We start from the raw sequence: 23,258 nt of genomic DNA, 5'->3' as shown, positions 1-23,258 counted from the left end.
CCGTTTCGTTCCACTGTTCCGCTGTGCCGCTTTGTGCCGTCAACTCGTTCACTCGACGAGGGCGTCCGGCTTGCCCTTGCTCCGGGGCCGCTCGTCGACCATCTTGCCCCAGACGATCATGCGGTACGTACTGGTGAATTCCGGCGTGCAGGTCGTGAGCGTGATGTAGCGGCCGGGCGCCGTGAACCCCGAACCCTTGGGTACGGGTGCGATGACCGTGACATTCTCCGGAGACGTCTGTTCCAGGCGGCTGGTCATCTCATAGGTGTAGAAGGTGCTCCGCGTCTCCACGACGATCTTGTCGCCGGGCTTCAGTCGGTTGACGTACCGGAACGGCTCGCCATGGGTGTTGCGATGGCCCGCCAGCGCGAAGTTCCCCTGCTTGTCCCAGGGCATCGCGGTCTTCAGCGGCTTCTCGCCGTAGTGGCCGACCATGCCCCGGTCCAGGACCTGGTGCTTGCCGGTGCCCTCGGCGATCGGGGCCTTCACGTCCAGCGCGGGGATGTAGATGATCGCGAAGCCCTCGCCGGGCGAGAACGCTCCCGCGTCCCGGTCCACGCCGGCGCCCTTGTCCCAGGTCCTCTGGAGGTGCTTGGCCGCGCCGCCCGCCTGCTGATGGGCTATCACGTTCGTCCACCACAGCTGATACGCGACGAACAGCAGCATCAGGGCGCCGGCGGTGATGAACAGCTCGCCCATCAGGCGGCACAGCAGAACGCCGAGGCTCTCCCTGGGCGCCACCCGGGCCGCGGCCGCCGCCTGGGGGCTCCGCTGCGCCTTGTGTGATCTGTGCGTCCTACGGGCCTTCTGAGCCTTGTGTGCCGCCTTCCGCCGCTCGGCCCGGCCGCCGGGTCGTACCGCCTGCGCCGGAACCACGGCGTCCACCCTGCGCAACTCCATGGTCGCGTGGTCCTCGGGCGGCAGCGGCTGCGATACGACCCTGGGGGCCGGTTCGGGGCGGAGCGTGGTCACGCCCCGGCCTTGCCCACCACCGGGGCGAGCCCCGCGGAGCGCTCCACCGCGTCCTTGTCACCGCACGTCACCAGCCAGTTGGCGAGCATCCGGTGGCCCCACTCGGTGAGCACCGACTCGGGGTGGAACTGGACGCCCTCGACCGGCAGGTCACGGTGGCGCAGGCCCATCGCGATGCCCGACTCCGTCCAGGCCGTGATCTCCAGCTCGTCCGGCCAGTTCTCGCGCTCGACGGCGAGCGAGTGGTAGCGGGTGGCCGTGAAGGGCGAGGGCAGGCCCTGGAAGACGCCGGAGCCGCCGTGCGTCACCAGCGAGGTCTTGCCGTGCAGCAGCTCGGGGGCCCGGCCGACGACACCGCCGTACGCGACGGCCATCGACTGCATGCCCAGGCACACGCCGAAGACCGGTACGCCCGTCGCGGCGCAGTGCCGCACCATGTCGATGCAGACGCCGGCCTGCTCGGGCGCGCCCGGACCGGGCGACAGGAGCACGCCGTCGAAGCCGTCCTGGGCATGGCTCAGTTCGACCTCGTCGTTGCGCAGGACCTCGCATTCGGCGCCGAGTTGGTAGAGGTACTGCACGAGGTTGAAGACGAAGCTGTCGTAGTTGTCCACGACGAGGATGCGCGCACTCACCGGTTGACCGCCATTCCGTTGTCGACCGTCACATCGTTGAACGGCAGCAGCGGTTCCGCCCAGGGGAAGACGTACTGGAACAGGACGTAGACGATCGCCAGCACGAGCAGCAGCGAGATCAGTGCCCGCACCCATGCGTTGCCCGGCAGATGCCGCCAGATCCAGCCGTACATGCTGTCCCCACTTGCCGATGACGTAGTCGATACAGGTCGATGGAGTATCGATTTGCAGCACCAGGGTAAGGGGCGCGGGAGAGCCGGGTGGGTCAGCTGAGCAAAGCCTTCGGCTTGCCCTCGGCGACCGGGCGGGTGGCGTCCAGGTGGGCCCAGACGATCAGCCGGTGGCTGTGGCCCCACTCGGGTTCGCAGGTGGTGAGGGTGAGATAGCGGCCGGGCCCGCGGTAGCCGGACTCGGCGGGCACGGGGTCGATGACGCCGATGTCGTCGGGGCGGGTCTTGTAGGGGGCGCCGTCGACGCGGTAGGTGAACCACGTCGTGCCGTCGGTCAGCACCACCGCGTCACCGGAGCGCAGTTCGGGGAGGTCCTTGAGGGGGTCCCCGTAGGTGCGGCGGTGCCCGGCGACCGCGAAGTTGCCCGTCTCGCCGAGCCCGGCGGTCCGGTCGTAGTGCCCGAGGCCCTTCTTGAGGATCGCGGTGGAGGTGCCCTGGAGGACGGGCTTGGCCCAGCCGGAGCCGAGGCGGGGGATGTACATGACGGCGAAGGCGTCCCCGGGGACGTAGGCGGAGGGCCGCTGCGGAACCGTTTCACCGCTGTCGCTCCGCCCACCCTCCGGTGGTGCCGCCGCCGACTCCGTCGCCCCTCCCGCCGGCTGACCCGCCGCTGGTCCCGGTGCTTGCCCCGGTGCCTGTCCCGGTGCTTGCCCCGCCGGCTGCGCGCTCGGCCCGTCCGTCGGCCGCTCCGTCGGCGGTGCGGCGGTCGACCAGCGTTCGTGGAGACGGTCCAGCTCGCCGTCCATCGCGCTGTCCGCCCGCACGCCGGTCCAGTAGAGGACGTAGACCACCAGCAGGACGATCAGAGTGCCGATGGTGACGCACAGCTCGCTGAGTGTCCGGACGACGAGTCTCGCGCTCATCGGCCGACCCCCTCCCGGGTTACCCCATGGGCTTGGCGTAGTGGAGATCCACTGTGCCCGAGTAGCCGGGAAGAGTCACCGCGTCGTGCTGGTCGACTTTCCAGCCGAGGCCGTACGCCGTCACGTACTGCAGGTAGTTCTGGATCGCGGGCGAGCCGTCCAGGGCCTTGCGCAGGGCGCCGCGGTCGCCGACGGCGGTCACCTTGTACGGCGGGGAGTAGACCCGGCCCTGGAGGATGAGGGTGTTGCCGACGCAGCGGACGGCGCTGGTCGAGATCAGCCGCTGGTCCATGACCTGGATGCCCTTGGCACCGCCCTGCCACAGGGCGTTGACCACGGCCTGGAGGTCCTGCTGATGGATCACCAGGTCGTTCGGCTGCGGGTCGGGGACGCCGGGGATCCGCGGGGTGGCGTTGGGCGGCGCGTCGGTGAGGGTGACCGAGAGGCCCGTGCCCTGGATCTTGCTGGTGCCCGCGTCCGCTTCCAGGTCGGCGAGCTTCTTGTTCTCGGCGGCGCTGTTGCCGTTGTCGCGCCGGGCGAGGGCGTCGACCTGCGAGCGCATGCCCGCGGCGCTGTCGTCCAGGTCGGCGTTCTTGCGGCTGCGTTCCTGGATGAGGTCGGACAGCCGGAGCATCGAGTCGTCGGTGCGGATGTTGGTGCCGTGCGCGGTGTTGAAGCTCGTCCAGAAGATGAGGCCGGCGAGCGCGAAGACCCCGCCGGTCAGCAGCCGCACCGGCCGGAATCGCCGGGAAGGCGTGCTGGTGGAGTCCGCAGAATTGCTCAACGTACCCTTATCCTCTCCGACGCCGCGGAAGCACTACGCTAACGGACGCCCGGGGGAAGGGAGCGTTCCCGGCGCTTCCCGACTCGGCGGCCAGCCCTTGTATCCCCAGCGCGGTCACGCAGCGCATCGACAGGAGAGTTCCTCGTGCCGAAGTCACGGATCCGCAAGAAGGACGACTTCACGCCACCGCAGGCGAAGCAACAGAACATCAAGCTGAGCAGCGGCCGCGGTTGGGTCGCCCCGCTGATGCTGGCGATGTTCCTGATCGGGCTGGCGTGGATCGTCGTCTTCTACGTGACCAGTGGCGATATGCCGGTCGAGTCGCTGCACAACTGGAACATCGTGGTCGGCTTCGGCTTCATCGCCGCGGGGTTCGTGGTCTCCACGCAGTGGAAGTAGGGGTCGCACCCGGGCTTCGCGCAAGCCCTCCGGTCGGCCTTCCGGGGAGTTATCCACAAGCTCGTCCACAGTGGGGAAAAACTCAGAAGATCTGTGGATAACTTCCCCGGCATTGACACCGGTGTGACTGATCACCGACGCGGTGTAGCACGGGTCACAGGGCCCCACCCAGCGGAAACGTAGCTCTGTGCGATGCCGGACAGCTGTTCCCCACGGCATGCACAAGATCCCGCACGCGCTGTGGACAACCCGGCTCACCGGCGCCTGGGACCTCTTGAGGAAAAGATCACCCGGTGAGCTGAAGCGTCCGGACCACCACGGTCCCCACGATCACCAGCAGCGCCAGCCCGCAGGTCGCCCGCTGCACCAGCACCCGCTTGTCCCTCGGGGCGTGCACCAGGCCGTACGCCACGGCGGTGCCCACCACCAGGCCGCCGATGTGTGCCTCCCAGGCGATGTTCGACCAGGCGAAGGTGAAGATCAGATTGAGCACGAGCAGCGCGACGACGGGCCGCATGTCGTAGTTCAGCCGCCGCATCAGCACGGCCGTCGCACCCAGCAGACCGAAGATCGCTCCGGAGGCGCCGAGCGAGGGCTGGGCCGGATCGGCGACCACGAAGGTCAGCGCGGAGCCGCCCAGACCGGCCAGCAGATAGAGCGTCAGATAGCGGGCGCGGCCGAGCGCGGCCTCCAGCGGGGGCCCGAGCCACCACAGCGAGAGCATGTTGAACGCGATGTGCATCGGCTCCTGGTGCAGGAACACCGATGTCAGCAGGCGGTACCACTGGCCTTCCGCGACGCCCTCGACCGGACCGCCGAAGGTCAGCCGCGCTCTGCCGAACAGCTCCAGGCCCTCCACGAGCCGGTCGCCCGCGATCATCACCACGATCCACAGGGCCACGTTGAGACCGAGGAGGATCTTGGTCACCAGGCGGGGGTCGGACGCGTGGACGGCGCCCGTGACCGTGCGCGGGGCACTGGCACGCGACGGCGGCGCGCCCTGGCCCGCGCTCCCGGCATGGCCGCCGACGCACTCCGGGCACTGGAAACCGACCGATGCGCTGACCATGCACTGCGGGCAGATCGGCCGCTCACAGCGGGTGCAGCGGATGCCTGTCTCCCGGTCCGGGTGCCGATAGCAGCCGAGAGCCTGGTCGTTCATGCGTTCCCCTTGTGCCTGTCACGGGCGGGCCTTGTCGGTGACGCGCGGCCCCGCCCGTCATACGGACGAGCAGGGCGCCGGGTTCCCGGAAGCCACGCCTCGTAAGGGTGAGGCCAACGACTCGGAAGGTGACGTCAGGCCTTGCGGGACTCGACGACGACCGACTCGATCACGACATCCTCCACCGGGCGGTCGGTGCGCCCGGTGGTCGCGGTGTTGGCGATGGCGTCGACGACCTTGCGCCCGGCCTCGCCGCTGACCTCGCCGAAGATCGTGTGCTTGCCGGTGAGCCAGACGGTGGGCGACACCGTGATGAAGAACTGCGAGCCGTTGGTGCCCGGGCCCGCGTTGGCCATGGCCAGCAGATAGGGCCTGGTGAAGGCGAGATCGGGGTGGAACTCGTCCGCGAAGGTGTAGCCCGGGCCGCCGGTGCCGTTGCCCAGCGGGTCGCCGCCCTGGATCATGAAGCCCTGGATGACGCGGTGGAAGACCGTGCCGTCGTAGAGCTTGTCCGTGGACTTCTGGCCGGTCTGCGGGTTGACCCACTCCCGCTCGCCCTTGGCGAGCTCGACGAAGTTCCGCACCGTCTTGGGCGCGTGGTCCGGCAGCAGCCGGATCTCGATGTCGCCCTGGGTGGTCTTCAGGGTGGCGTACAGCTGCTCGGCCACGTTCTACCTTCCGTAAGTCTTCGCCGGACGGCTACCGATCCTCGCACGGACGGCTTCGCGCCGAGTAGCGGGCAAACGCCCTCGCGCGGCGCGAAATCGTGGCATTGTCGATCGAAGCTCTTCGTAACCCGCTGATGCCCTCTCGGTGCTCATTGATGCCTACTGGCGTTCACCGGTGTGCCCGGTGCCGGAGCCCCGCTCGATGACCCGGATGCCCGCTCGCAGGTGCCGGACCGCCCACCGGCAGGCATGATTTTCCACTGGGTGGAAAGGCGACAAAACACACGCCACCGAGGAGGAGGTTCTCGTGACCCGCAAAGACAGCGTGCGCGCCGCGACCTGCACGGCGAAGGACAGCGTGCGGCACGCCGCGGAAGTGGTGGCGCCCTACGCCGGCACGGCCAGGGACGCCGCCGTGCACTACGCGCACGAAACCCGCACCCGGCTCGCTCCCAAGGTCTCGGCCGCCACACGACAGGCCCGCAGCAGCGCGGGCGAGCAGTACCACGCGCACCTGGCCCCGCGCCTGGAGCACGTCCGCGAGTCCCTGCCTCCGAAGGTCGACCAGGCCGCCGCCCGGGCCCGCGCCGCCGCCGAGCCGGTGCGCGACGAGGCCGTCGCCCGGGGCGCCGCGGCGATGGCCGCGCTGCGCGGCCAGGTGTCCGCCGCCGACATCGAGAAGCTGATGGCCAAGCGCGGCCGCCGCTGCCGAGCGGGCCGGGCCGCCAAGCGCTTCGTCCTCCTGGGGCTGCTGGCGGGAGGCGCGTACGCCGCCTGGAAGTGGTGGGACAAGCAGGCCAACCCGGACTGGCTGGTCGAGCCGCCCGCCCCCACCGAGGTCTCCGACCGGAACCCGCTGAGCTCGGTGGACGGCAGCTCCGCCTCCCTCGACCCCGACGTGCAGGCCAAGCAGGACCGGGAAGACCTCGCGGAGGACACCGCCGAGGAGCGCGACGACCGCATCTGACCTGGGCCGGCGCCGGCAGGACAGACGAAAAGCCGCGAGGCGGGAGACCGATCGGTCTCCCGCCTCGCGGCTTTTTCCCGTGGAGCCTAGGAGAGTCGAACTCCTGACATCCGCCATGCAAAGACGGCGCTCTACCAACTGAGCTAAGGCCCCTTCGCCGCTCAGGATACCCGGTGACGGCCTCCTTTCCCGACCGGGTATCGCCGCGACCCACCACTCTCCGTAGGATGCACCGCAAGATTCGCGGCAGCGAAGCGAAGGGGAGAGCGAGATGGACGCAGCACAGCAGGAAGCCACCGCCCGCGCACGGGAGCTCCAGCGGAGCTGGTACGGAGAGCCCCTGGGGGCGCTGTTCCGCCGTCTCATCGACGATCTCGGCCTCAACCAGGCCCGTCTCGCCTCCGTTCTCGGCCTGTCGGCGCCCATGCTCTCGCAGCTGATGAGCGGTCAGCGGGCGAAGATCGGCAACCCCGCGGTGGTGCAGCGGGTGCAGGCCCTCCAGGAGCTCTCCAGCCAGGTCGCCGACGGCAGCGTGAGCGCCGCCGAGGCCGCCGACCGGATGGAGGAGGTCAAGAAGAGCTCGGGCGGCTCGGTCCTCAACTCCACCCAGACCACGGCCAGCAGCGGCGCACCGACCGTGCGGCGCGTGGTGCGCGAGATCCAGTCGCTGCTGCGCTCGGTGGCCGGCGCGGGCGACATCATCGACGCCGCGCAGACCCTCGCCCCCACCCACCCCGAACTGGCCGAGTTCCTGCGGGTGTACGGCGCCGGGCGCACCGCCGAGGCGGTCGCCCACTACGAGGCGCACCAGAGCTGACCGACGCGAACGCGATGGGTGAGGTCTTCGCGGGGCGGTACGAGCTGGTCGACCCGATCGGGCGGGGCGGGGTGGGAGCCGTCTGGCGGGCCTGGGACCACCGCAGGCGGCGCTATGTGGCGGCGAAGGTGCTTCAGCAGAGCGATGCCCACACCCTGCTGAGATTCGTCCGCGAGCAGGGTCTGCGCATCGACCACCCCCATGTGCTGGCGCCGATGAGCTGGGCGGCGGACGACGACAAGGTGCTGTTCACCATGGATGTGGTGCGCGGCGGTTCGCTGGCCCATCTCATCGGTGACTACGGCCCGTTACCGCCGTATTTCGTATGTCTCGTGCTCGATCAGCTGCTGTCCGGCCTGTCGGCGGTGCATACGGAGGGGGTGGTGCACCGGGACATCAAACCGGCCAACGTCCTTTTGGAGGCGACCGGTACGGGCCGCCCGCACGTGCGGCTCTCCGACTTCGGGATCGCCATGCGCAAGGGCGAGCCGAGGCTGACGGACACCAACTATGTGATGGGGACGCCCGGTTATTTCGCGCCCGAGCAAATGCTGGGTGACGAGCCCGACTTCCCCGCGGACCTCTTCGCCGTCGGACTGATGGCCCTCTATCTCCTCACCGGCCGCAAACCCGACGCGGAAGCGCTGGTGCGGAGATTCCTGGAGCACGGCACACCGACCGCGCCGGAGGGCGTACCGGAACCGCTCTGGCATGTGCTCGCGAGTCTGCTGCAGCCCGACCCGTGCATGCGGTTCCGTACGGCCACGGGCGCCCGGAAGGCACTGGCCGAGGCCGTGGAGCTGATGGGCGGGCCGGGGCCGGACGAGGAACCGATCGAGGTCTTCGACCATCTGGGGCCGCTGCCACCGGGGTTCGGCCCCGAAGGGCCCGAGCCGCGCGGGACGCCCGAGGCACCCGGCCCCCCCGCGACGCCCCGGCTGCCGCCCGGTCAGCCGCCTGGAACGCCTCCTGAACCGCCCTTCGCGCCCGTCTCGGCCGCCACGCGCCGCCCCGCGCCCCCGACTGCCCCCGCCGTCCCGCCGACGCCTCCCGTGCCCGTACGGCCCCCCTCGCACGCGCCCGCGCGCCCGCCCGCCGGAGCCCCGCGCCCGCCGTCCCGGACGGTCGGGCCGCCGCCTGCGAAAGTCGCCGTGCCGGTGCTGATCGTGGCGCTGCTCTGCCTCGCGGTGGGCATCTGGGCGCTGACCGTGGGCTGATTCACGTTCGCAATCATTTTATTTACTGCCGCAAACACAGCAGGGCCCCGACCGCGTCGGCGGCCGGGGCCCTGCGTCAGGACTCTGTCGTCTTACACACCCGAACCTGCGGGCACGGAGTCGGTCGCCTCCGTCCACAGGTCCTGCTCGGCGCGATCCGCCTGGATCTGGCGGTACACGAGGAGCCCGCCGATGGCGGCCAGTGCGACCAGGAGGAGCTTCTTCACCGCGCGACCTCGTCTTTCCTTGACGTAAGGGGACCTCTGGTGGCCGATGATACACACCGACCGATACCGATCGGTGACCTGTGCCCGGTCCACTCCCCACACCCGGCGCGGGCCCAACTCCCCCACCACGGAAAACAGATCGGGCCGGACGGAGAATTCTCCGTCCGGCCCGATCGTGCGGTGGGGCTAACAGGACTTGAACCTGTGGCCTCTTCCTTATCAGGGAAGCGCTCTAACCGTCTGAGCTATAGCCCCGCGCGACACCGAAAGATTAGCGCACTTGGGGCCCAGTCCCAAAATCGTCCGGGCCCCCGGTGCAGGTCGGCGCTATTCGTCCTCGGCGAGGGTCAGCTCCACGCCGCCGACGAAGCCCGCCGAGAGGTTGTAGACAAAGGCCCCCAGCGTCGCCAGCGCGGTCGCCAGCACCACGTCGATCACCGCGATGACCGACGTGAAGAGGAGGACGTTCGGCAGCGACAGGAAGGACTGGAGGTCGAAGCCGCCGCCCTCGCTGGAGGTGGTGGCGTCACTGATCGTGCCGCCGACGGTGGAGATGACCCCCATGGCGTCCATGACCGTCCACAGCACCGCGGCCGCCACGATCGTGCACACGCCCAGCGCGATGGACAGCAGGAAGCTGACCTTCATCACCGACCACGGGTCGGCCTTGGCCACCCGCAGCCGTGCCGAGCGCGTACGCGGCGCGGGACGGGCCGCTGCCGCCGCCGGAGCCGCCGGGCGGGGCGCCCTGGGCTGCTGCTCCTCCGCGGCCCGCTGAGCGGGCGGACGGCCCTTGGCGGGACCCTTGGAGGCCGGGGCGCCCTGAGCCGCCGCCGGTGCCTTGGCGGCCGCCGCGGGGGCCTTCCCCGCCGGCTCCCCGGCGGAGGCGTCGCCGCTCTTCCCTGCGTCCTCGGCGGTCGCCTGGTTCTTCGTCTCCTTGGCGGGCTTCGCCGCCTTCCCGTCCTTCGAGCCCTTGGGGCTCGTGGAACCGGAACCCGAAGCGGAACCCTCCGCCGGCGGCTCGTACGCCTTCGGCGGGTGATAGGGCTTCGGGTCGCGGGTGTCCGTCACAGTCCCCCCCTTGGAGTCGGCCCCGGACGTGCCGGAGCCACGAGCGCCGGTCTTCTCTGCGGCAGGGGCGGCGGTGGTGGGTTTGGCACCCGCACCGCTTGCCGCGGCGCCCGTGGCTCGACTCACGACTTACTCCTCGGTGTCCTCGGCCGGGGGCTCCGCGCCCTCGGCCATCTGCGGCCCGTCGCCCGCGGCTGCGTCGGCCAACTCCTCGACCTCTTCAGCCTCGCGACCGGCCTCGGCGTTACGCGCGATACCCACGACGGCGTCGCGCTTGCCCAAGTTGATCAGCTGAACGCCCATGGTGTCACGGCCTGTCTCCCGCACCTCGTTGACCCGGGTCCGGATCACACCACCGCTGAGGGTGATGGCGAGGATCTCGTCGGTCTCCTCGACCACCAGAGCGCCGACCAGCGATCCACGATCCTCCACGATCTTGGCGGCCTTGATACCGAGGCCACCACGGCCCTGGACGCGGTACTCGTCGACGTTCGTCCGCTTCGCGTACCCGCCGTCGGTGGCGGTGAACACGAACGTCCCGGCCCGGACCACGTTCATCGAGAGCAGCTCGTCGCCCTCGCGGAAGCTCATGCCCTTGACGCCCGAGGTCGCGCGGCCCATGGGGCGGAGAGCTTCATCCGTTGCGGTGAACCGGATCGACTGTGCCTTCTTGCTGACCAGCAGCAGGTCGTCCTCGGCGGACACCAGCTCGGCACCGATCAGCTCGTCCTCCGCGCCGCTCTCCGTCTCACGGAGGTTGATGGCGATGACACCGCCCGAGCGGGGCGAGTCGTAGTCCTTCAGCGGAGTCTTCTTCACCAGGCCGGACTTGGTGGCGAGCACCAGATAGGGCGCCGCCTCGTAGTCGCGGATGGCGAGGATCTGGGCGATCTTCTCGTCCGGCTGGAAGGCCAGCAGGTTCGCCACGTGCTGACCGCGGGCGTCCCGGCCGGCGTCCGGCAGCTCGTACGCCTTGGCGCGGTAGACCCGGCCCTTGTTGGTGAAGAACAGCAGCCAGTGGTGGGTGGTCGAGACGAAGAAGTGGTCGACGATGTCGTCCTGCTTCAGCTTGGTGCCCCGGACGCCCTTGCCGCCGCGCTTCTGCGAGCGGTAGTCCTCGGTCTTGGTGCGCTTGACGTAACCACCGTTGGTGATGGTGACGACGATGTCCTCCTCGGCGATCAGGTCCTCGATGGACATGTCGCCGTCGAAGGGGATCAGCTTGGAGCGCCGGTCGTCGCCGAACTTCTCGACGATCGCGGTCAGTTCCTCGCTGATGATCATCCGCTGCCGCTCGGGCGAGGCGAGGATCGCGTTGTACTCGTTGATCTTCGCCTGGAGCTCGTCGTGCTCGGCGGTGATCTTCCGGTGCTCCAGGGCCGCCAGGCGGCGCAGCTGCATCTCCAGGATCGCGTTGGCCTGGACCTCGTCGATCGCCAGCAGGCCCATCAGGCCCTCGCGCGCGATCTCGACGGTGTCGCTGCGCCGGATCAGCGCGATGACCTCGTCAATGGCGTTGAGCGCCTTGAGCAGGCCGCGCAGGATGTGCGCGCGCTCCTCGGCCTTGCGCAGCCGGAAGCGGGTGCGCCGGACGATGACCTCGACCTGGTGGGTGACCCAGTTGCGGATGAAGGCGTCGATCGAGAGCGTGCGCGGCACACCGTCGACGAGCGCCAGCATGTTCGCGCCGAAGTTCGTCTGGAGGTCGGTGTGCTTGTAGAGGTTGTTGAGGACGACCTTGGCGACCGCGTCCCGCTTGAGCACGACGACCAGGCGCTGGCCCGTGCGGGAGGAGGTCTCGTCGCGGACGTCGGCGATGCCGCCGACCTTGCCGTCCTTCACGAGGTCGGCGATCTTCTGCGCGAGGTTGTCCGGGTTGACCTGGTAGGGCAGCTCGGTGACCACCAGGCACTGGCGGTTCTGGATCTCCTCGACCGCGACGACCGCGCGCATGGTGATCGAACCGCGGCCGGTGCGGTACGCCTCCTCGATGCCCTTGCGGCCCACCACGAGGGCGCCGGTCGGGAAGTCGGGGCCCTTGATCCGCTCGATGAGCGCCTCGAGGAGCTCCTCGGAGCTCGCCTCGGGGTTGGCCAGATACCACTGGGCGCCCTCGGCGACCTCGCGGAGGTTGTGCGGCGGGATGTTGGTGGCCATGCCGACCGCGATGCCCGCCGAACCGTTGATCAGCAGGTTCGGGAAGCGGGCCGGCAGGACCGTCGGCTCCTGGTTGCGGCCGTCGTAGTTGTCCTGGAAGTCGACGGTCTCCTCGTCGATGTCCCGGAGCATCTCCATGGACAGCGGCATCATCTTGCACTCGGTGTACCGCATGGCGGCGGCCGGGTCGTTGCCCGGGGAACCGAAGTTGCCGTTGGAGTCCACCAGCGGCATCCGCATCGACCAGTGCTGGGCGAGGCGGACGAGCGCGTCGTAGATCGAGGCGTCACCGTGCGGGTGGTACGTACCCATGACGTCACCGACGACACGGGCGCACTTGTAGAAGCCCTTCTCGGGGCGGTAGCCGCCGTCGTACATCGCGTAGAGCACGCGGCGGTGCACCGGCTTGAGGCCGTCCCGCACGTCCGGGAGCGCACGCGAGACGATGACGCTCATCGCGTAGTCGAGGTACGAGCGCTGCATCTCGGTCTCGAGCCCGACGGGCTCGACGCGCATCCCGACGCCCTCCAGCGGGGCGGCGGCGCCCTCGGGAGTCACTTCGGGCACGGGGGCGGTGGGAGTCTCAGGGGTCTCGTCGGCCATTGCTGTTCAAAGTCCTTTCGCGCTGCGGCTGTTTGTCGTGGGCCGACAGGCTCAGATGTCGAGGAAGCGGACGTCCTTGGCGTTGCGCTGGATGAAGGAGCGCCGTGCCTCGACGTCCTCGCCCATGAGCACCGAGAACAGGTCGTCCGCCTGCGCGGCGTCGTCCAGGGTGACCTGGCCGAGCACGCGGTGGTCGACGTCCATGGTGGTGACGCGCAGCTCCTCGGCGTTCATCTCACCGAGACCCTTGAAGCGCTGGACCGAGTCGTCCTTGATCCGCTTGCCGTTCTCCCGGCCGAGCTGGATCAGCGCGTCGCGCTCGCGGTCGGAGTAGGCGTACTCGAAGTCGTCCCGGCCCCACTTGATCTTGTAGAGCGGGGGACGGGAGAGGTAGACGTGACCGGCCTCGACCAGCGGCCGCATGAAGCGGAAGAGGAAGGTGAGCAGCAGGGTGTTGATGTGCTGACCGTCGACGTCGGCGTCCGCCATCAGGATGATCTTGTGATAGCGGAGCTTGGCGATGTCGAAGTCCTCGTGCACACCGGTGCCGAAGGCCGAGATGAGGGCCTGGACCTCGGTGTTCTGGAGGATCTTGTCGATCCGCGCCTTCTCGACGTTGAGGATCTTGCCGCGGATCGGGAGGATCGCCTGGTACTGCGGGTTACGGCCGGACTTGGCCGAGCCGCCGGCGGAGTCACCCTCGACGATGAAGATCTCGCACTTGGTCGGGTCGTTGGACTGGCAGTCGCTGAGCTTGCCCGGCAGCGACGCCGACTCCAGCAGGCCCTTGCGGCGGGTGAGGTCGCGGGCCTTGCGGGCCGCGACGCGCGCGGTCGCCGCCTGGATGGACTTGCGGATGATGTCCGCGGCCTCGTTGGGGTTGCGGTCCAGCCAGTCCGTCAGGTGCTCGTGGGCGACCTTCTGCACGAAGGTCTTCGCCTCGGTGTTGCCGAGCTTCGTCTTCGTCTGGCCCTCGAACTGCGGCTCGCCGAGCTTGATCGAGATGATCGCGGTCAGACCCTCGCGGATGTCCTCACCCGTGAGGTTGTCGTCCTTCTCGCGAAGCAGCTTCTTCTCGCGGGCGTAGCGGTTGATCAGACCGGTGAGCGCGGCGCGGAAGCCCTCTTCGTGGGTGCCGCCCTCGTGGGTGTGGATGGTGTTGGCGAAGCTGTAGACACCTTCGCTGTACTGGCTGTTCCACTGCATCGCGATCTCGACCGAGAGCATGCGCTCCTTGTCCTCGGCCTCGATGTCGATGACGGTCGGGTGGATCAGCTCGCCCTTGCGGGCGTTGAGGTACTTCACGAAGTCGACGATGCCGCCTTCGTAGTGGTAGCTCACGGCGAGGGGCTTGCCCTCCTCGTCGACGTGGTCGGCGCGCAGGTCCGTCAGCGAGATGCGCAGTCCCTTGTTGAGGAACGCCATCTCCTGGAAGCGCCGCGCGAGCGTCTCGAAGGAGTACTCGGTGGTCTCGAAGATGTCGCCGTCGGCCCAGAACGTGACGGAGGTGCCCGTCTCGTCGGTCGCCTCGTTCTTCTGGAGGGGGGCCGTGGGGACGCCGAGCTTGTAGTCCTGCGTCCAGCGGAAGCCGTCGGTCCTGACCTCGACCGCGACGCGCGTCGACAGGGCGTTGACGACCGAGACGCCGACGCCGTGCAGACCGCCGGAGACGGCGTAGCCGCCGCCGCCGAACTTGCCGCCCGCGTGCAGGACGGTGAGGACGACCTCGACGGCGGGCTTGCCCTCGGAGGGGACGATGCCGACCGGGATGCCGCGGCCGTTGTCCACGACGCGGACGCCGCCGTCGGGGAGGATCGTCACCTCGATGGTGTCCGCGTGACCGGCCATGGCCTCGTCGACGGAGTTGTCCACGACCTCCTGCACCAGGTGGTGCAGGCCACGCTCACCGGTCGAGCCGATGTACATGCCGGGTCGCTTGCGGACCGCGTCCAGACCCTCCAGAACGGTGATCGCGCTGGCGTCGTACGACGCCTCACCTGCGGGGGAGCCCGTGGGGGTCTCCTCGCTCGTGGAAGGGATGTTCTCGTTGGGGTTGCCGGAATCGGCCACGAAGCGCCCTTTCTGGCACAGCACAGGCCTTCCCCTGCCTACGGCGGGGAGACCCCACCCGGGGCAGGCAGGAGCGGCTGCGTCGTTCTGCGTTGGTCGACGTGTCCCGCGAACCGGCGGGATTGGCACCAGTCTACCGGTAGCACTGACATGAATGGGGGTTTGGCGGTGCCTGAGTCCTCACGTGCCGCCCTGAACCGGCATCAGCCGACTCCCTATATGTGGGCCCGGCCCTCAGGAGGCTCACAGCGGCACTCAGCGCTTCGGGCTGTCAACCGCCCGCTACCGTGAGCGGAGTCCCGGCCCGCGGCCGGCGCGCGGCGCCCGCACGCCGTGGGCGCGCCGGGTGCCGCCGGAGGTCGGCCGGACGTCAGCGGGACACACCGGATCACCCGTAGGTGTCGCCCGGCCCGGTGCTCCCCGGGGCCCGCAGCGGCCCGTACCTGCGGCCGGGACCGCCGGGCCCCAGCACCTTGATCACCTTCACCGTGCCCTGCCCGAGATCGGCGTTCAGGCGGGCCACCAGCTGCGGCGCCAGCAGCCGCAGCTGCGTCGCCCACGCCGTCGAGTCGCACTGCACGGTCAGCACCCGGGCGTCCTCGTCGTACTTCTGCGGCTCGCAGTGCAGCGCGACGTCCGGCCCCACCATCTGCGGCCAGCGGCCCATCACCCCGCCCACCGCGGCGGGCGCCTCCCAACCGCGCTCGGTGATCAGGCGGTTGATCGCGGCGCCCAGCGGCAGCGGGTCCCGGCCGTCCGCCCGCGCACCAGAGCGCAGGCCGCCGCGGCGCGCCTGCTTCTTCTGCTGCACGGCGTTGCCCCGCGCCCGCGCCTGCTCCTTCGCGGCCCGCAGCGCCACCCGCGCGAGATCCACGCCGGACGGCTCGGCCGCCTTGGGCGGCTCGGGGTTCTCCGGGCCCTGGGTGGTCATACGCGCTCGACCGTGCCTTCCGCGACCGCGTACCGCGCGCCCACCAGCACGCCCGGCACGTCGTCGTCCACCGCAGCCGTCACCAGCACCTGCTCGCCCGGAGCCACCAGCTCCGCCAGCCGCTCGCGGCGGCGGGCGTCCAGCTCGGCGAAGACGTCGTCGAGCACGAGCACCGGCTCGTTGCCCTCGGAGCGCAGCAGGTCGTACGAGGCCAGGCGCAGCGCCAGCGCGTACGACCAGGACTCGCCGTGGCTGGCGTACCCCTTGGCGGGCAGCCGGCCGAGGTTGAGGAGGAGTTCGTCGCGGTGGGGGCCGACCAGGGTCATGCCGCGCTCGATCTCCTGCTTGCGGACGTCCGCGAGCGCGGTGATCAGCGCCTCGTACAGCTCGTCGCGGGTGTGGGCGCCCTCGATGGCCGCGGGGCCGCGGTATTCGAGGCCGACCGGGCCGCCGCCGGGCGCCAGCTGTTCGTACGCCTTGTCCGCCAGCGGCCGGAGCGTGGCGATCAGGTCGAGGCGCTGGGCCAGCAGCTCGGCACCGGCGCGGGCCAGGTGCTGGTCCCAGATGTCGAGGGTGGAGAGGTCCAGACCGCGACCGCCATGCCGGCGGGCCATGGCCGCGCTCTTCAGCAGGGTGTTGCGCTGCTTGAGGACCCGGTCGTAGTCGGAGCGCACACTGGCCATGCGCGGGGAGCGCGCGGTGATCAGCTCGTCCAGGAAACGGCGGCGCTCGCCCGGGTCGCCCTTGACCAGGGCCAGGTCCTCGGGGGCGAACAGCACCGTACGCACGATGCCGAGCACGTCGCGGGGGCGGACCTGCGAGGAACGGTTGATCCGGGCCCGGTTCGCCCGGCCGGGGTTGAGCTCCAGCTCGATCAGCTGCTGCCGCTCACCCTGCACGACGGCGGCCCGGACGATCGCGCGCTCCGCGCCCATCCGCACCAGCGGCGCGTCGGAGGAGACCCGGTGGCTGCCCAGCGTCGCCAGATAGCCGACCGCCTCGACGAGGTTGGTCTTGCCCTGGCCGTTGGGCCCCACGAAGGCCGTGACGCCCGGGTCGAGCGGGACCTCGACCCGGGCGTACGAGCGGAAGTCGGCCAGCGACAGATGCGATACGTGCATGGGGTGGCGCCGACCTCTCCCGGCTGCTGCTTCGCTGCTTCTTACTTCTTGCTCTCGACCGCGTGGCCACCGAACTGGTTGCGCAGCGCGGCGATCATCTTCATCTGCGGGGAGTCGTCCTGGCGGGACGCGAAGCGGGCGAACAGCGACGCGGTGATCGCGGGCAGCGGCACGGCGTTGTCGATCGCGGCCTCGACCGTCCAGCGGCCCTCGCCGGAGTCCGCGGCGTAGCCCCGCAGCTTGTCCAGGTGCTCGTCGTCGTCCAGGGCGTTGACGGCGAGGTCGAGCAGCCAGGAGCGGATGACCGTGCCCTCCTGCCAGCTGCGGAAGACCTCGCGCACGTCGGTGACGGAGTCGACCTTCTCCAGCAGCTCCCAGCCCTCGGCGTACGCCTGCATCATGGCGTACTCGATGCCGTTGTGGACCATCTTCGCGAAGTGGCCCGCGCCGACCTTGCCCGCGTGGACGGCGCCGAAGTCGCCCTCGGGCTTGAGCGCGTCGAAGATCGGCTGGACCCGTGCGACGTTGGCGGCGTCGCCGCCGTACATCAGGGCGTAGCCGTTCTCCAGGCCCCAGACGCCGCCGGAGACACCGCAGTCCACGAAGCCGATGCCCTTGGCCGCGAGCTCCTCGGCGTGCTTCTCGTCGTCCGTCCAGCGGCTGTTGCCGCCGTCGACGACGATGTCGCCGGGGGAGAGCAGCTCGCCCAGCTCGTCGACGGTGGACTGGGTCGCGGCGCCGGCCGGGACCATGACCCAGACGACGCGGGGACCCTCGAGGGAATCCACAAGCTCCTTGAGGCTGTGGACATCCCCGAGGTCCGGATTGCGGTCGTACCCGATGACGGTGTGGCCCGCGCGGCGGATGCGCTCGCGCATGTTGCCGCCCATCTTGCCGAGACCGATGAGACCGAGCTCCATGGGTGATCCTCTATGCCTTGATTTCCGTGACGTCCGGGTCCGAGCCTACGCCCGCCGGCCCGCGCACACCTGTGGGCTCGGGCGCTCAACAGTCGAGTGGGCCGGCCGTGGCCGGCCGACCCACTCCTACCGCGAGTTTTCGCAGGTCAGCCGGACAGGCGCACCGGCATGATCAGGTACTTGTACGCGTCGTCCGCCTCGGCGTCCACCGCGGGCTTGCCGCTGAGCAGCGCCGGCTTGGTGGAGGTCGTGAAGGAGAGCTGGGCGACCGGGGAGTCGATCGCGGAGAGGCCCTCCAGCAGGAAGCCCGGGTTGAAGGCGATCGAGATGTCGTCGCCGTCGAGCTGGGCGTCCACCCGCTCCACAGCCTGTGCGTCGTCGCTGGAACCGGCCTCCAGGATCAGCACGCCCTGCTCGAAGCTCAGCCGCACCGGGGTGTTCCGCTCGGCGACGAGCGCCACGCGCTTGACGGCCTCCACGAAGGGGGCGGTCTCGATCACGGCGACGGAGTTGAACTCCGTCGGGAACAGCGTGCGGTACTTCGGGAGGTCGCCCTCCAGCAGCCGCGTGGTCGTACGGCGGCCGGCGCCCTCGAAGCCGATGAGGCCCTCGCCCGCGCCGGAACCGGCCAGGGCGATGGAGACCGTGTCGCCGCCGCTGAGCGACTTGGCGGTGTCCAGCAGGGTCTTGGCGGGCACCAGGGCGACCGCGGAGATGTCCGGGGTCTCGGGCTTCCACATGAACTCGCGGACCGCGAAGCGGTAGCGGTCGGTGGAGGCCAGGGTGACCGTGTCGCCCTCGATCTCGATCCGGACACCGGTGAGCACCGGCAGCGTGTCGTCACGGCCGGCGGCGATGGCGACCTGGGCGGCGGCCGCGGCGAAGACCTCACCGGGGACGGTGCCCGTGGCGGTCGGCATCTGCGGCAGCGCCGGGTACTCCTCCACAGGAAGGGTGTGGAGTGTGAATCGCGAGGAGCCGCAGACGACCGTGACGCGCACACCGTCGGTGGAGATCTCCACAGGCCTGTTGGGAAGTGCGCGGCAGATGTCGGCGAGCAGGCGGCCGGAGACGAGGACGGTGCCGTCCTCCTCCACGTCCGCGTCGACCGAGACGCGGGCCGAGACCTCGTAGTCGAAGCCGGAGAGGCTCAGGGAGCCCTCCTCCGCCTTCAGCAGCAGGCCCGCGAGGACGGGCACCGGCGGACGGGCCGGGAGGCTGCGGGCCGCCCAGGCCACTGCCTCCGCGAGTACATCGCGCTCCACCCGGATCTTCACCGGAACCGCCTCCTGCTTGTTGCTGGCTCGCCCTGCTGGCTACGTCGTCGGCCGATTTGCCGGAGACCAGTCTGACGCACGTCGCTGACAGTCGGTGCGCCTCGGGGTCAAGTCAGGTCGGAGGGCGTGGCGCGGCCCGCGGCCGAGTTGTGCACAGGCCCCACTTCGAAACGAGTTCCCCGCTAGATCTCTGTGGTCGTAGTAGTAGGGCCTGTGGAAACGGTGGAAAACCGTCTTTGCCCAGGTCAGCACGGATTTTTTGTCCACCGGCCCTGTGGGCGGCGACGGTGGAAAAGCGGGGTGGTCTGTGGACCACGGAAAGTTCTGCACACCCCGTGCACAGGCGGGGGGTACTTCTCCCCAGCGCTGTCCCCAGTTTTACCCACGTTCCCCACAGCCCAACCCGGCAACTTCGTGTGACGCCTTTCACTCGGGGCGGTGAGCGGGGGTGTTTTGTTACCGAACAGTGGACAGGGGTGTGGAAAGACTGTGTACAACATCCACTTCCCTGTGGGCGGCCGGTGGACAACCGCGAGGGGGCCTTGTGGGTGAATCCTTCGTCCACAGGGTGTGGATTGTCGTCGACCACAAATCCACACCCCGCTGACCTCCCCTGATGGCCTATCAACAGGCTCCTCTGTGGACAGCATCTGGACAACTTCGCGATCCCCAGGGTGTGGACAGCCGGTCGGCCGGAAATCTGTGGAGAACCGGCACCTGAGGCTCCGTATTCGAACAAGGGTGGGGACGCGCGGCCGCTCCGGAGCTCCTCCAGGACCGCTCCCGGGCCCTTCCGGACCGCTCCACAGGGGCCTTCGCGACGGTTTCCGCGTCGTCCGCGCGGCGCTGAGGATCGCTCTGAGGAAACGGCTGAGGAAATGTCCGAGGGCGCCCCGGGAGGCTCCCGAGACGCCCTCAGTGGTGCGTGAGCGGCCCGCAGCGGCGGTCCGTCAGCCGTTCTTGATGCGGTTCGTCAGCTCCGTCACCTGGTTGTAGATCGACCGCCGCTCGGCCATCAGCGCGCGGATCTTGCGGTCCGCGTGCATGACCGTCGTGTGGTCACGGCCGCCGAACTGCGCGCCGATCTTCGGCAGCGACAGGTCCGTGAGCTCCCGGCAGAGGTACATCGCGATCTGCCGGGCCGTCACCAGCACCCGGCTGCGCGAGGCTCCGCACAGGTCCTCCACCGTGTGCCCGAAGTAGTCGGCGGTCGCCGCCATGATGGCGGGCGCGGTGATCTCCGGCGAGGCGTCCTCGCCGCCCGGGATCAGGTCCTTGAGGACGATCTCGGTGAGCCCGAGGTCGACCGGCTGCCGGTTCAGGCTCGCGAAGGCGGTGACCCGGATCAGCGCGCCCTCCAGCTCGCGGATGTTGCGCGAGATGCGGGAGGCGATGAACTCCAGGACCTCCGGCGGGGCGTTGAGCTGCTCCTGGACCGCCTTCTTGCGGAGGATCGCGATGCGCGTCTCCAGCTCCGGCGGCTGCACGTCCGTGATCAGACCCCACTCGAAGCGGTTCCGCAGCCGGTCCTCCAGGGTCACCAGCTGCTTGGGCGGCCGGTCCGAGGACAGCACGATCTGCTTGTTCGCGTTGTGGAGCGTGTTGAACGTGTGGAAGAACTCCTCCTGCGTCGACTCCTTGCTCGCGAGGAACTGGATGTCGTCGACCAGCAGGATGTCCATGTCGCGGTAGCGCTTGCGGAACGCGTCCGCCTTGCCGTCGCGGATGGAGTTGATGAACTCGTTGGTGAACTCCTCGGAGCTCACGTAGCGCACGCGCGTGCCCGGGTAGAGGCTGCGCGCGTAGTGCCCGATGGCGTGCAGCAGGTGGGTCTTGCCCAGCCCCGACTCGCCGTAGATGAAGAGGGGGTTGTACGCCTTGGCCGGCGCCTCGGCGACAGCCACCGCGGCCGCGTGCGCGAAGCGGTTGGACGCGCCGATGACGAAGGTGTCGAAGAGGTACTTCGGGTTCAGCCTGGCGGTCGGTTCGGCCGAGCCCGCGGAGGACGCCGGCTTCGACGCGAGCGCCCCGGGCGTGCCACCGGACGCGGGCGGACCGCCCTGGGCGCCCCGGCCGTGGCTCTCGGGCGGCTCACGCCGCTGCGGCGGCTCGTACGGAAGGCGCTCGGGCTGCTGGGAGCGGTAGTCCTGCTGCTGCTCGTACGGGGCGTGCTGCTGCCCGTTGTGCGAGGCGTACGGATCGCGCTCGGCTTCCTGGAAGCCGCCGAGGCGGGGCTGCTGCCAGCCGTAGTCGCCGCGGTCCGGCGCGGGCGGCCCCTGCTGGTGGCGCGGCCAGGCGCCCGGCTCGGGGCGGGGCTGCTGGTAGTCGGGGTACGCGGGGCGGACGGACGGCAGCTCGTCGGCGGGCGACTGGCGGCCGTAGCTCTCCCGGCCGTCGTAGCCGCTGTGGCTGTCGTAGTTCTCGTAGGTGTCGCGCGCGTCACGGCTCTCGTACGCGTCGCGGCCCTGGCCGCCGGTGTGCGGGCCCGTGGGCTCCTCGTAACGCGACTGCTGGGGGGCCTGCTGCCGCTCGGGGGGAGGCTCGCCGGCGGAGTCGTCGACGGTGATCGCGATCCGGATGGGGCGGCCGCACTCGCGGCTCAGGGTCTCGCTGACGATCGGCGCGAGCCGGCCCTCCAGTACGCCCTTGGCGAATTCGTTGGGCACGGCGAGCAGCGCGGTGTCGGCGACCAGCGCGAGCGGCTGGCACCGCTTGATCCAGTGCTCGTCCTTGCCCTCGACGCCCTGGCCGCCCGGGCCCCGGCCCTCGCCCAGGAGCTGTTCGAGCACGCGCGGCCACACTGCGGCAAGATCGGCAGGCAGGTCAGCCACAGGGCACGCTCTCTCAGTCAGCGGGGGCGCCCACCAGTCCCACGAATGTGTGGTTCTCGGGACGGGCGGGAAGGATTCAGAGTTCAGCCACGGTAGTCAGGCCGAGGTCTGCGGTTCAAGTCGTTGTCCACAGGGTGTGTACAAATGTGCCATGGCGTGAGGCGTGGCACCTCCCCGGCCTGTGGGAGGCTACGGTGTATCCCTGGTGCACTGCCGGTTTGACCGAATGGCGTAGCCGCGCGTACCGTGACCAGGTCGAGTTGTCGATGGCTGCTGCCGCCTGCCTCCGATGGGCAACGGCCGCGTTCCACCAGGATCGCGGTCATGAAGCGGTGCACTCGGGCGTATTGCGAGCTTCTCGTGGGCGCACGGTGACAGCCAGGCGATGTCCCGCCATCACACGATTCATTTCTGGAGCCCCCGAGTGAGCAAGCGCACCTTCCAGCCGAACAACCGTCGTCGCGCGAAGACCCACGGTTTCCGCCTGCGCATGCGTACCCGTGCCGGCCGCGCGATCCTCGCGTCCCGCCGTGGCAAGGGTCGCGCAACGCTGTCGGCCTGACCAGCCCGACGGCAAGGTCCATGACGTGCTGCCTTCCAAGTCTCGACTGAGGCGGCGCGAGGACTTTGCGACCGCGGTTCGCCGAGGGCGCCGGGCCGGCCGCCCGCTCCTCGTCGTCCACCTACGTACCGGTACAACGGACCCGCACACGCCTGGGGAGACTGCTCCCCCGGCGCGTGCGGGTTTCGTCGTGAGCAAGGCCGTCGGTGTCGCCGTCGTACGCAATCTGGTGAAGCGAAGGCTGCGCCACCTCATGCGTGAACGGCTGGATCTGCTGCCCGCCGGTAGCCTGGTGGTGGTACGGGCCCTGCCCGGAGCGGGCGAGGCGGACCACGATCAGCTGGCCCGCGACCTCGACACCGCGCTGCAGCGGCTGCTGGGAGGGGCGCCGCGCTGTTCCGGTCCCCCGGGGGAGACTCCCCGGAACCCCGGCCGAGGCCCGGGAGGGAGCGCACAGTGAAGTATCCGCTGCTGTGGTTGATCAAGCTCTACCAGTGGACCATCAGCCCACTCCTGGGCCCGGTCTGCAAGTACTACCCGTCGTGCTCGCATTACGGCTATACAGCCATTGACCGGCACGGCGCGGTCAAAGGAACGGCGCTGACGGCCTGGCGCATCCTGCGCTGCAACCCGTGGTCGCTCGGTGGCGTCGACCACGTTCCTCCCCGGAAGCGTCCGGTCTGGCACCAGCGGCTGAGGAGCCGACTGGGTGGGCATCCCGCCGTGGGTCCCGCCGCACAGCCCGAGACTCAGCCCAACGCCCAAGGAGCCTGA

Annotated in this window: 21 protein-coding genes, 2 tRNA genes and 2 pseudogenes; 7 read left to right on the top strand and 18 right to left on the bottom strand. The window is 69.8% G+C overall.

What is annotated here, in order from left to right:
* Nucleotides 1–48: 48 nt before the first annotated feature.
* The 5 genes and pseudogenes from AB0435_RS00720 to AB0435_RS00700 all read right to left on the bottom strand — a co-directional run.
* A pseudogene (locus AB0435_RS00720) lies at nt 49–906 on the bottom strand (class E sortase); the annotation flags it as partial.
* Nucleotides 907–968: 62 nt separating this feature from the next.
* Nucleotides 969–1,607, bottom strand: a complete 639-nt coding sequence (locus AB0435_RS00715; protein ID WP_361523992.1) for an aminodeoxychorismate/anthranilate synthase component II — start codon at nt 1,605–1,607, stop codon at nt 969–971.
* The gene (locus AB0435_RS00710) at nt 1,604–1,780 is read right to left on the bottom strand and encodes a hypothetical protein (RefSeq protein ID WP_366002130.1); all 177 of its coding nucleotides are present in this window, start codon (nt 1,778–1,780) and stop codon (nt 1,604–1,606) included. Before AB0435_RS00710 ends, AB0435_RS00715 begins: the two co-directional genes overlap by 4 nt.
* Before the next feature lie 92 nt (nt 1,781–1,872).
* Complete coding sequence (locus AB0435_RS00705) at nt 1,873–2,700, bottom strand: class E sortase (RefSeq protein ID WP_366425850.1); 828 nt, start codon at nt 2,698–2,700, stop codon at nt 1,873–1,875.
* Nucleotides 2,701–2,719: 19 nt separating this feature from the next.
* Entirely contained in the window at nt 2,720–3,484 is a 765-nt protein-coding gene (locus AB0435_RS00700; RefSeq protein WP_366002132.1) for a DUF881 domain-containing protein, read from the bottom strand.
* Nucleotides 3,485–3,628: 144 nt separating this feature from the next.
* Between AB0435_RS00700 and crgA the strand changes: the two genes are divergently transcribed.
* Entirely contained in the window at nt 3,629–3,883 is a 255-nt protein-coding gene (gene crgA / locus AB0435_RS00695; protein ID WP_366002133.1) for a cell division protein CrgA, read from the top strand.
* A gap of 286 nt (nt 3,884–4,169) precedes the next feature.
* Here the strand turns inward: crgA and AB0435_RS00690 are convergent, their stop codons facing one another.
* Nucleotides 4,170–5,045, bottom strand: a complete 876-nt coding sequence (locus AB0435_RS00690; RefSeq protein ID WP_366002134.1) for a rhomboid family intramembrane serine protease — start codon at nt 5,043–5,045, stop codon at nt 4,170–4,172.
* Between the two features lie 134 nt (nt 5,046–5,179).
* A complete protein-coding gene (locus tag AB0435_RS00685) occupies nt 5,180–5,713 on the bottom strand; it encodes a peptidylprolyl isomerase (protein WP_366425849.1) in 534 nt (177 codons plus the stop codon).
* A 307-nt stretch (nt 5,714–6,020) separates the two neighbouring features.
* Here AB0435_RS00685 and AB0435_RS00680 point away from each other — a divergent pair, with 307 nt between their 5' ends.
* Complete coding sequence (locus AB0435_RS00680; RefSeq protein WP_366002137.1) at nt 6,021–6,680, top strand: DUF5324 family protein; 660 nt, start codon at nt 6,021–6,023, stop codon at nt 6,678–6,680.
* Nucleotides 6,681–6,760: 80 nt separating this feature from the next.
* Here the strand turns inward: AB0435_RS00680 and AB0435_RS00675 are convergent.
* Nucleotides 6,761–6,833 (bottom strand) — tRNA-Ala (locus tag AB0435_RS00675).
* 118 nt (nt 6,834–6,951) lie between these two features.
* Between AB0435_RS00675 and AB0435_RS00670 the strand changes: the two genes are divergently transcribed.
* Nucleotides 6,952–7,497 (top strand): DNA-binding protein, encoded by a 546-nt coding sequence (locus AB0435_RS00670; RefSeq protein WP_301894166.1) that lies wholly within the window; start codon nt 6,952–6,954, stop codon nt 7,495–7,497.
* A gap of 14 nt (nt 7,498–7,511) precedes the next feature.
* Nucleotides 7,512–8,714: a serine/threonine-protein kinase gene (locus AB0435_RS00665; protein WP_366425848.1), complete on the top strand. Its 1,203-nt coding sequence runs from the start codon at nt 7,512–7,514 to the stop codon at nt 8,712–8,714.
* A 92-nt stretch (nt 8,715–8,806) separates the two neighbouring features.
* On the opposite strand, the gene AB0435_RS00660 is transcribed toward AB0435_RS00665, so the two are convergent.
* The 10 genes from AB0435_RS00660 to dnaA form a co-directional block, all read right to left on the bottom strand.
* Nucleotides 8,807–8,941 carry a DLW-39 family protein gene (locus tag AB0435_RS00660; protein WP_003958712.1) on the bottom strand — a complete coding sequence of 45 codons (135 nt, stop codon included), beginning with the start codon at nt 8,939–8,941 and terminating at the stop codon, nt 8,807–8,809.
* 181 nt (nt 8,942–9,122) lie between these two features.
* Nucleotides 9,123–9,196 (bottom strand) — tRNA-Ile (locus tag AB0435_RS00655).
* Between the two features lie 72 nt (nt 9,197–9,268).
* The gene (locus AB0435_RS00650) at nt 9,269–10,012 is read right to left on the bottom strand and encodes a DUF3566 domain-containing protein (protein ID WP_366425847.1); all 744 of its coding nucleotides are present in this window, start codon (nt 10,010–10,012) and stop codon (nt 9,269–9,271) included.
* A gap of 129 nt (nt 10,013–10,141) precedes the next feature.
* On the bottom strand, nt 10,142–12,772 hold the full coding sequence (gyrA, locus tag AB0435_RS00645; RefSeq protein ID WP_366425846.1) for a DNA gyrase subunit A: 2,631 nt from the start codon (nt 12,770–12,772) through the stop codon (nt 10,142–10,144).
* A 51-nt stretch (nt 12,773–12,823) separates the two neighbouring features.
* The gene (gene gyrB, locus AB0435_RS00640) at nt 12,824–14,866 is read right to left on the bottom strand and encodes a DNA topoisomerase (ATP-hydrolyzing) subunit B (RefSeq protein ID WP_366002141.1); all 2,043 of its coding nucleotides are present in this window, start codon (nt 14,864–14,866) and stop codon (nt 12,824–12,826) included.
* Nucleotides 14,867–15,230: 364 nt separating this feature from the next.
* Entirely contained in the window at nt 15,231–15,773 is a 543-nt protein-coding gene (locus AB0435_RS00635; protein WP_366002142.1) for a DciA family protein, read from the bottom strand.
* Nucleotides 15,770–16,894, bottom strand: coding sequence for a DNA replication/repair protein RecF (recF, locus tag AB0435_RS00630; RefSeq protein ID WP_366002143.1), 1,125 nt, complete (start codon nt 16,892–16,894; stop codon nt 15,770–15,772). Before recF ends, AB0435_RS00635 begins: the two co-directional genes overlap by 4 nt.
* Before the next feature lie 41 nt (nt 16,895–16,935).
* Nucleotides 16,936–17,814, bottom strand: coding sequence for a phosphogluconate dehydrogenase (NAD(+)-dependent, decarboxylating) (gnd, locus tag AB0435_RS00625; RefSeq protein ID WP_366002144.1), 879 nt, complete (start codon nt 17,812–17,814; stop codon nt 16,936–16,938).
* 146 nt (nt 17,815–17,960) lie between these two features.
* Nucleotides 17,961–19,091 (bottom strand): DNA polymerase III subunit beta, encoded by a 1,131-nt coding sequence (gene dnaN, locus AB0435_RS00620; RefSeq protein WP_116212842.1) that lies wholly within the window; start codon nt 19,089–19,091, stop codon nt 17,961–17,963.
* A 950-nt stretch (nt 19,092–20,041) separates the two neighbouring features.
* Nucleotides 20,042–21,922, bottom strand: coding sequence for a chromosomal replication initiator protein DnaA (dnaA, locus tag AB0435_RS00615; RefSeq protein ID WP_366425845.1), 1,881 nt, complete (start codon nt 21,920–21,922; stop codon nt 20,042–20,044).
* 424 nt (nt 21,923–22,346) lie between these two features.
* Here dnaA and rpmH point away from each other — a divergent pair, with 424 nt between their 5' ends.
* The 3 genes and pseudogenes from rpmH to yidD all read left to right on the top strand — a co-directional run bounded on the left by rpmH (nt 22,347) and on the right by yidD (nt 23,258).
* The gene (gene rpmH, locus AB0435_RS00610) at nt 22,347–22,484 is read left to right on the top strand and encodes a 50S ribosomal protein L34 (RefSeq protein ID WP_116212844.1); all 138 of its coding nucleotides are present in this window, start codon (nt 22,347–22,349) and stop codon (nt 22,482–22,484) included.
* A 25-nt stretch (nt 22,485–22,509) separates the two neighbouring features.
* Nucleotides 22,510–22,878 (top strand): annotated as a pseudogene (gene rnpA / locus AB0435_RS00605) (ribonuclease P protein component); the annotation flags it as partial.
* Between the two features lie 62 nt (nt 22,879–22,940).
* On the top strand, nt 22,941–23,258 hold the full coding sequence (gene yidD / locus AB0435_RS00600; protein WP_116212846.1) for a membrane protein insertion efficiency factor YidD: 318 nt from the start codon (nt 22,941–22,943) through the stop codon (nt 23,256–23,258).

Origin of the sequence: Streptomyces sp. NPDC051173 (assembly GCF_040689515.1) — a bacterium.
Lineage (GTDB): Bacteria > Actinomycetota > Actinomycetes > Streptomycetales > Streptomycetaceae > Streptomyces.
This window is presented reverse-complemented; position numbering and strand designations above follow the sequence as displayed.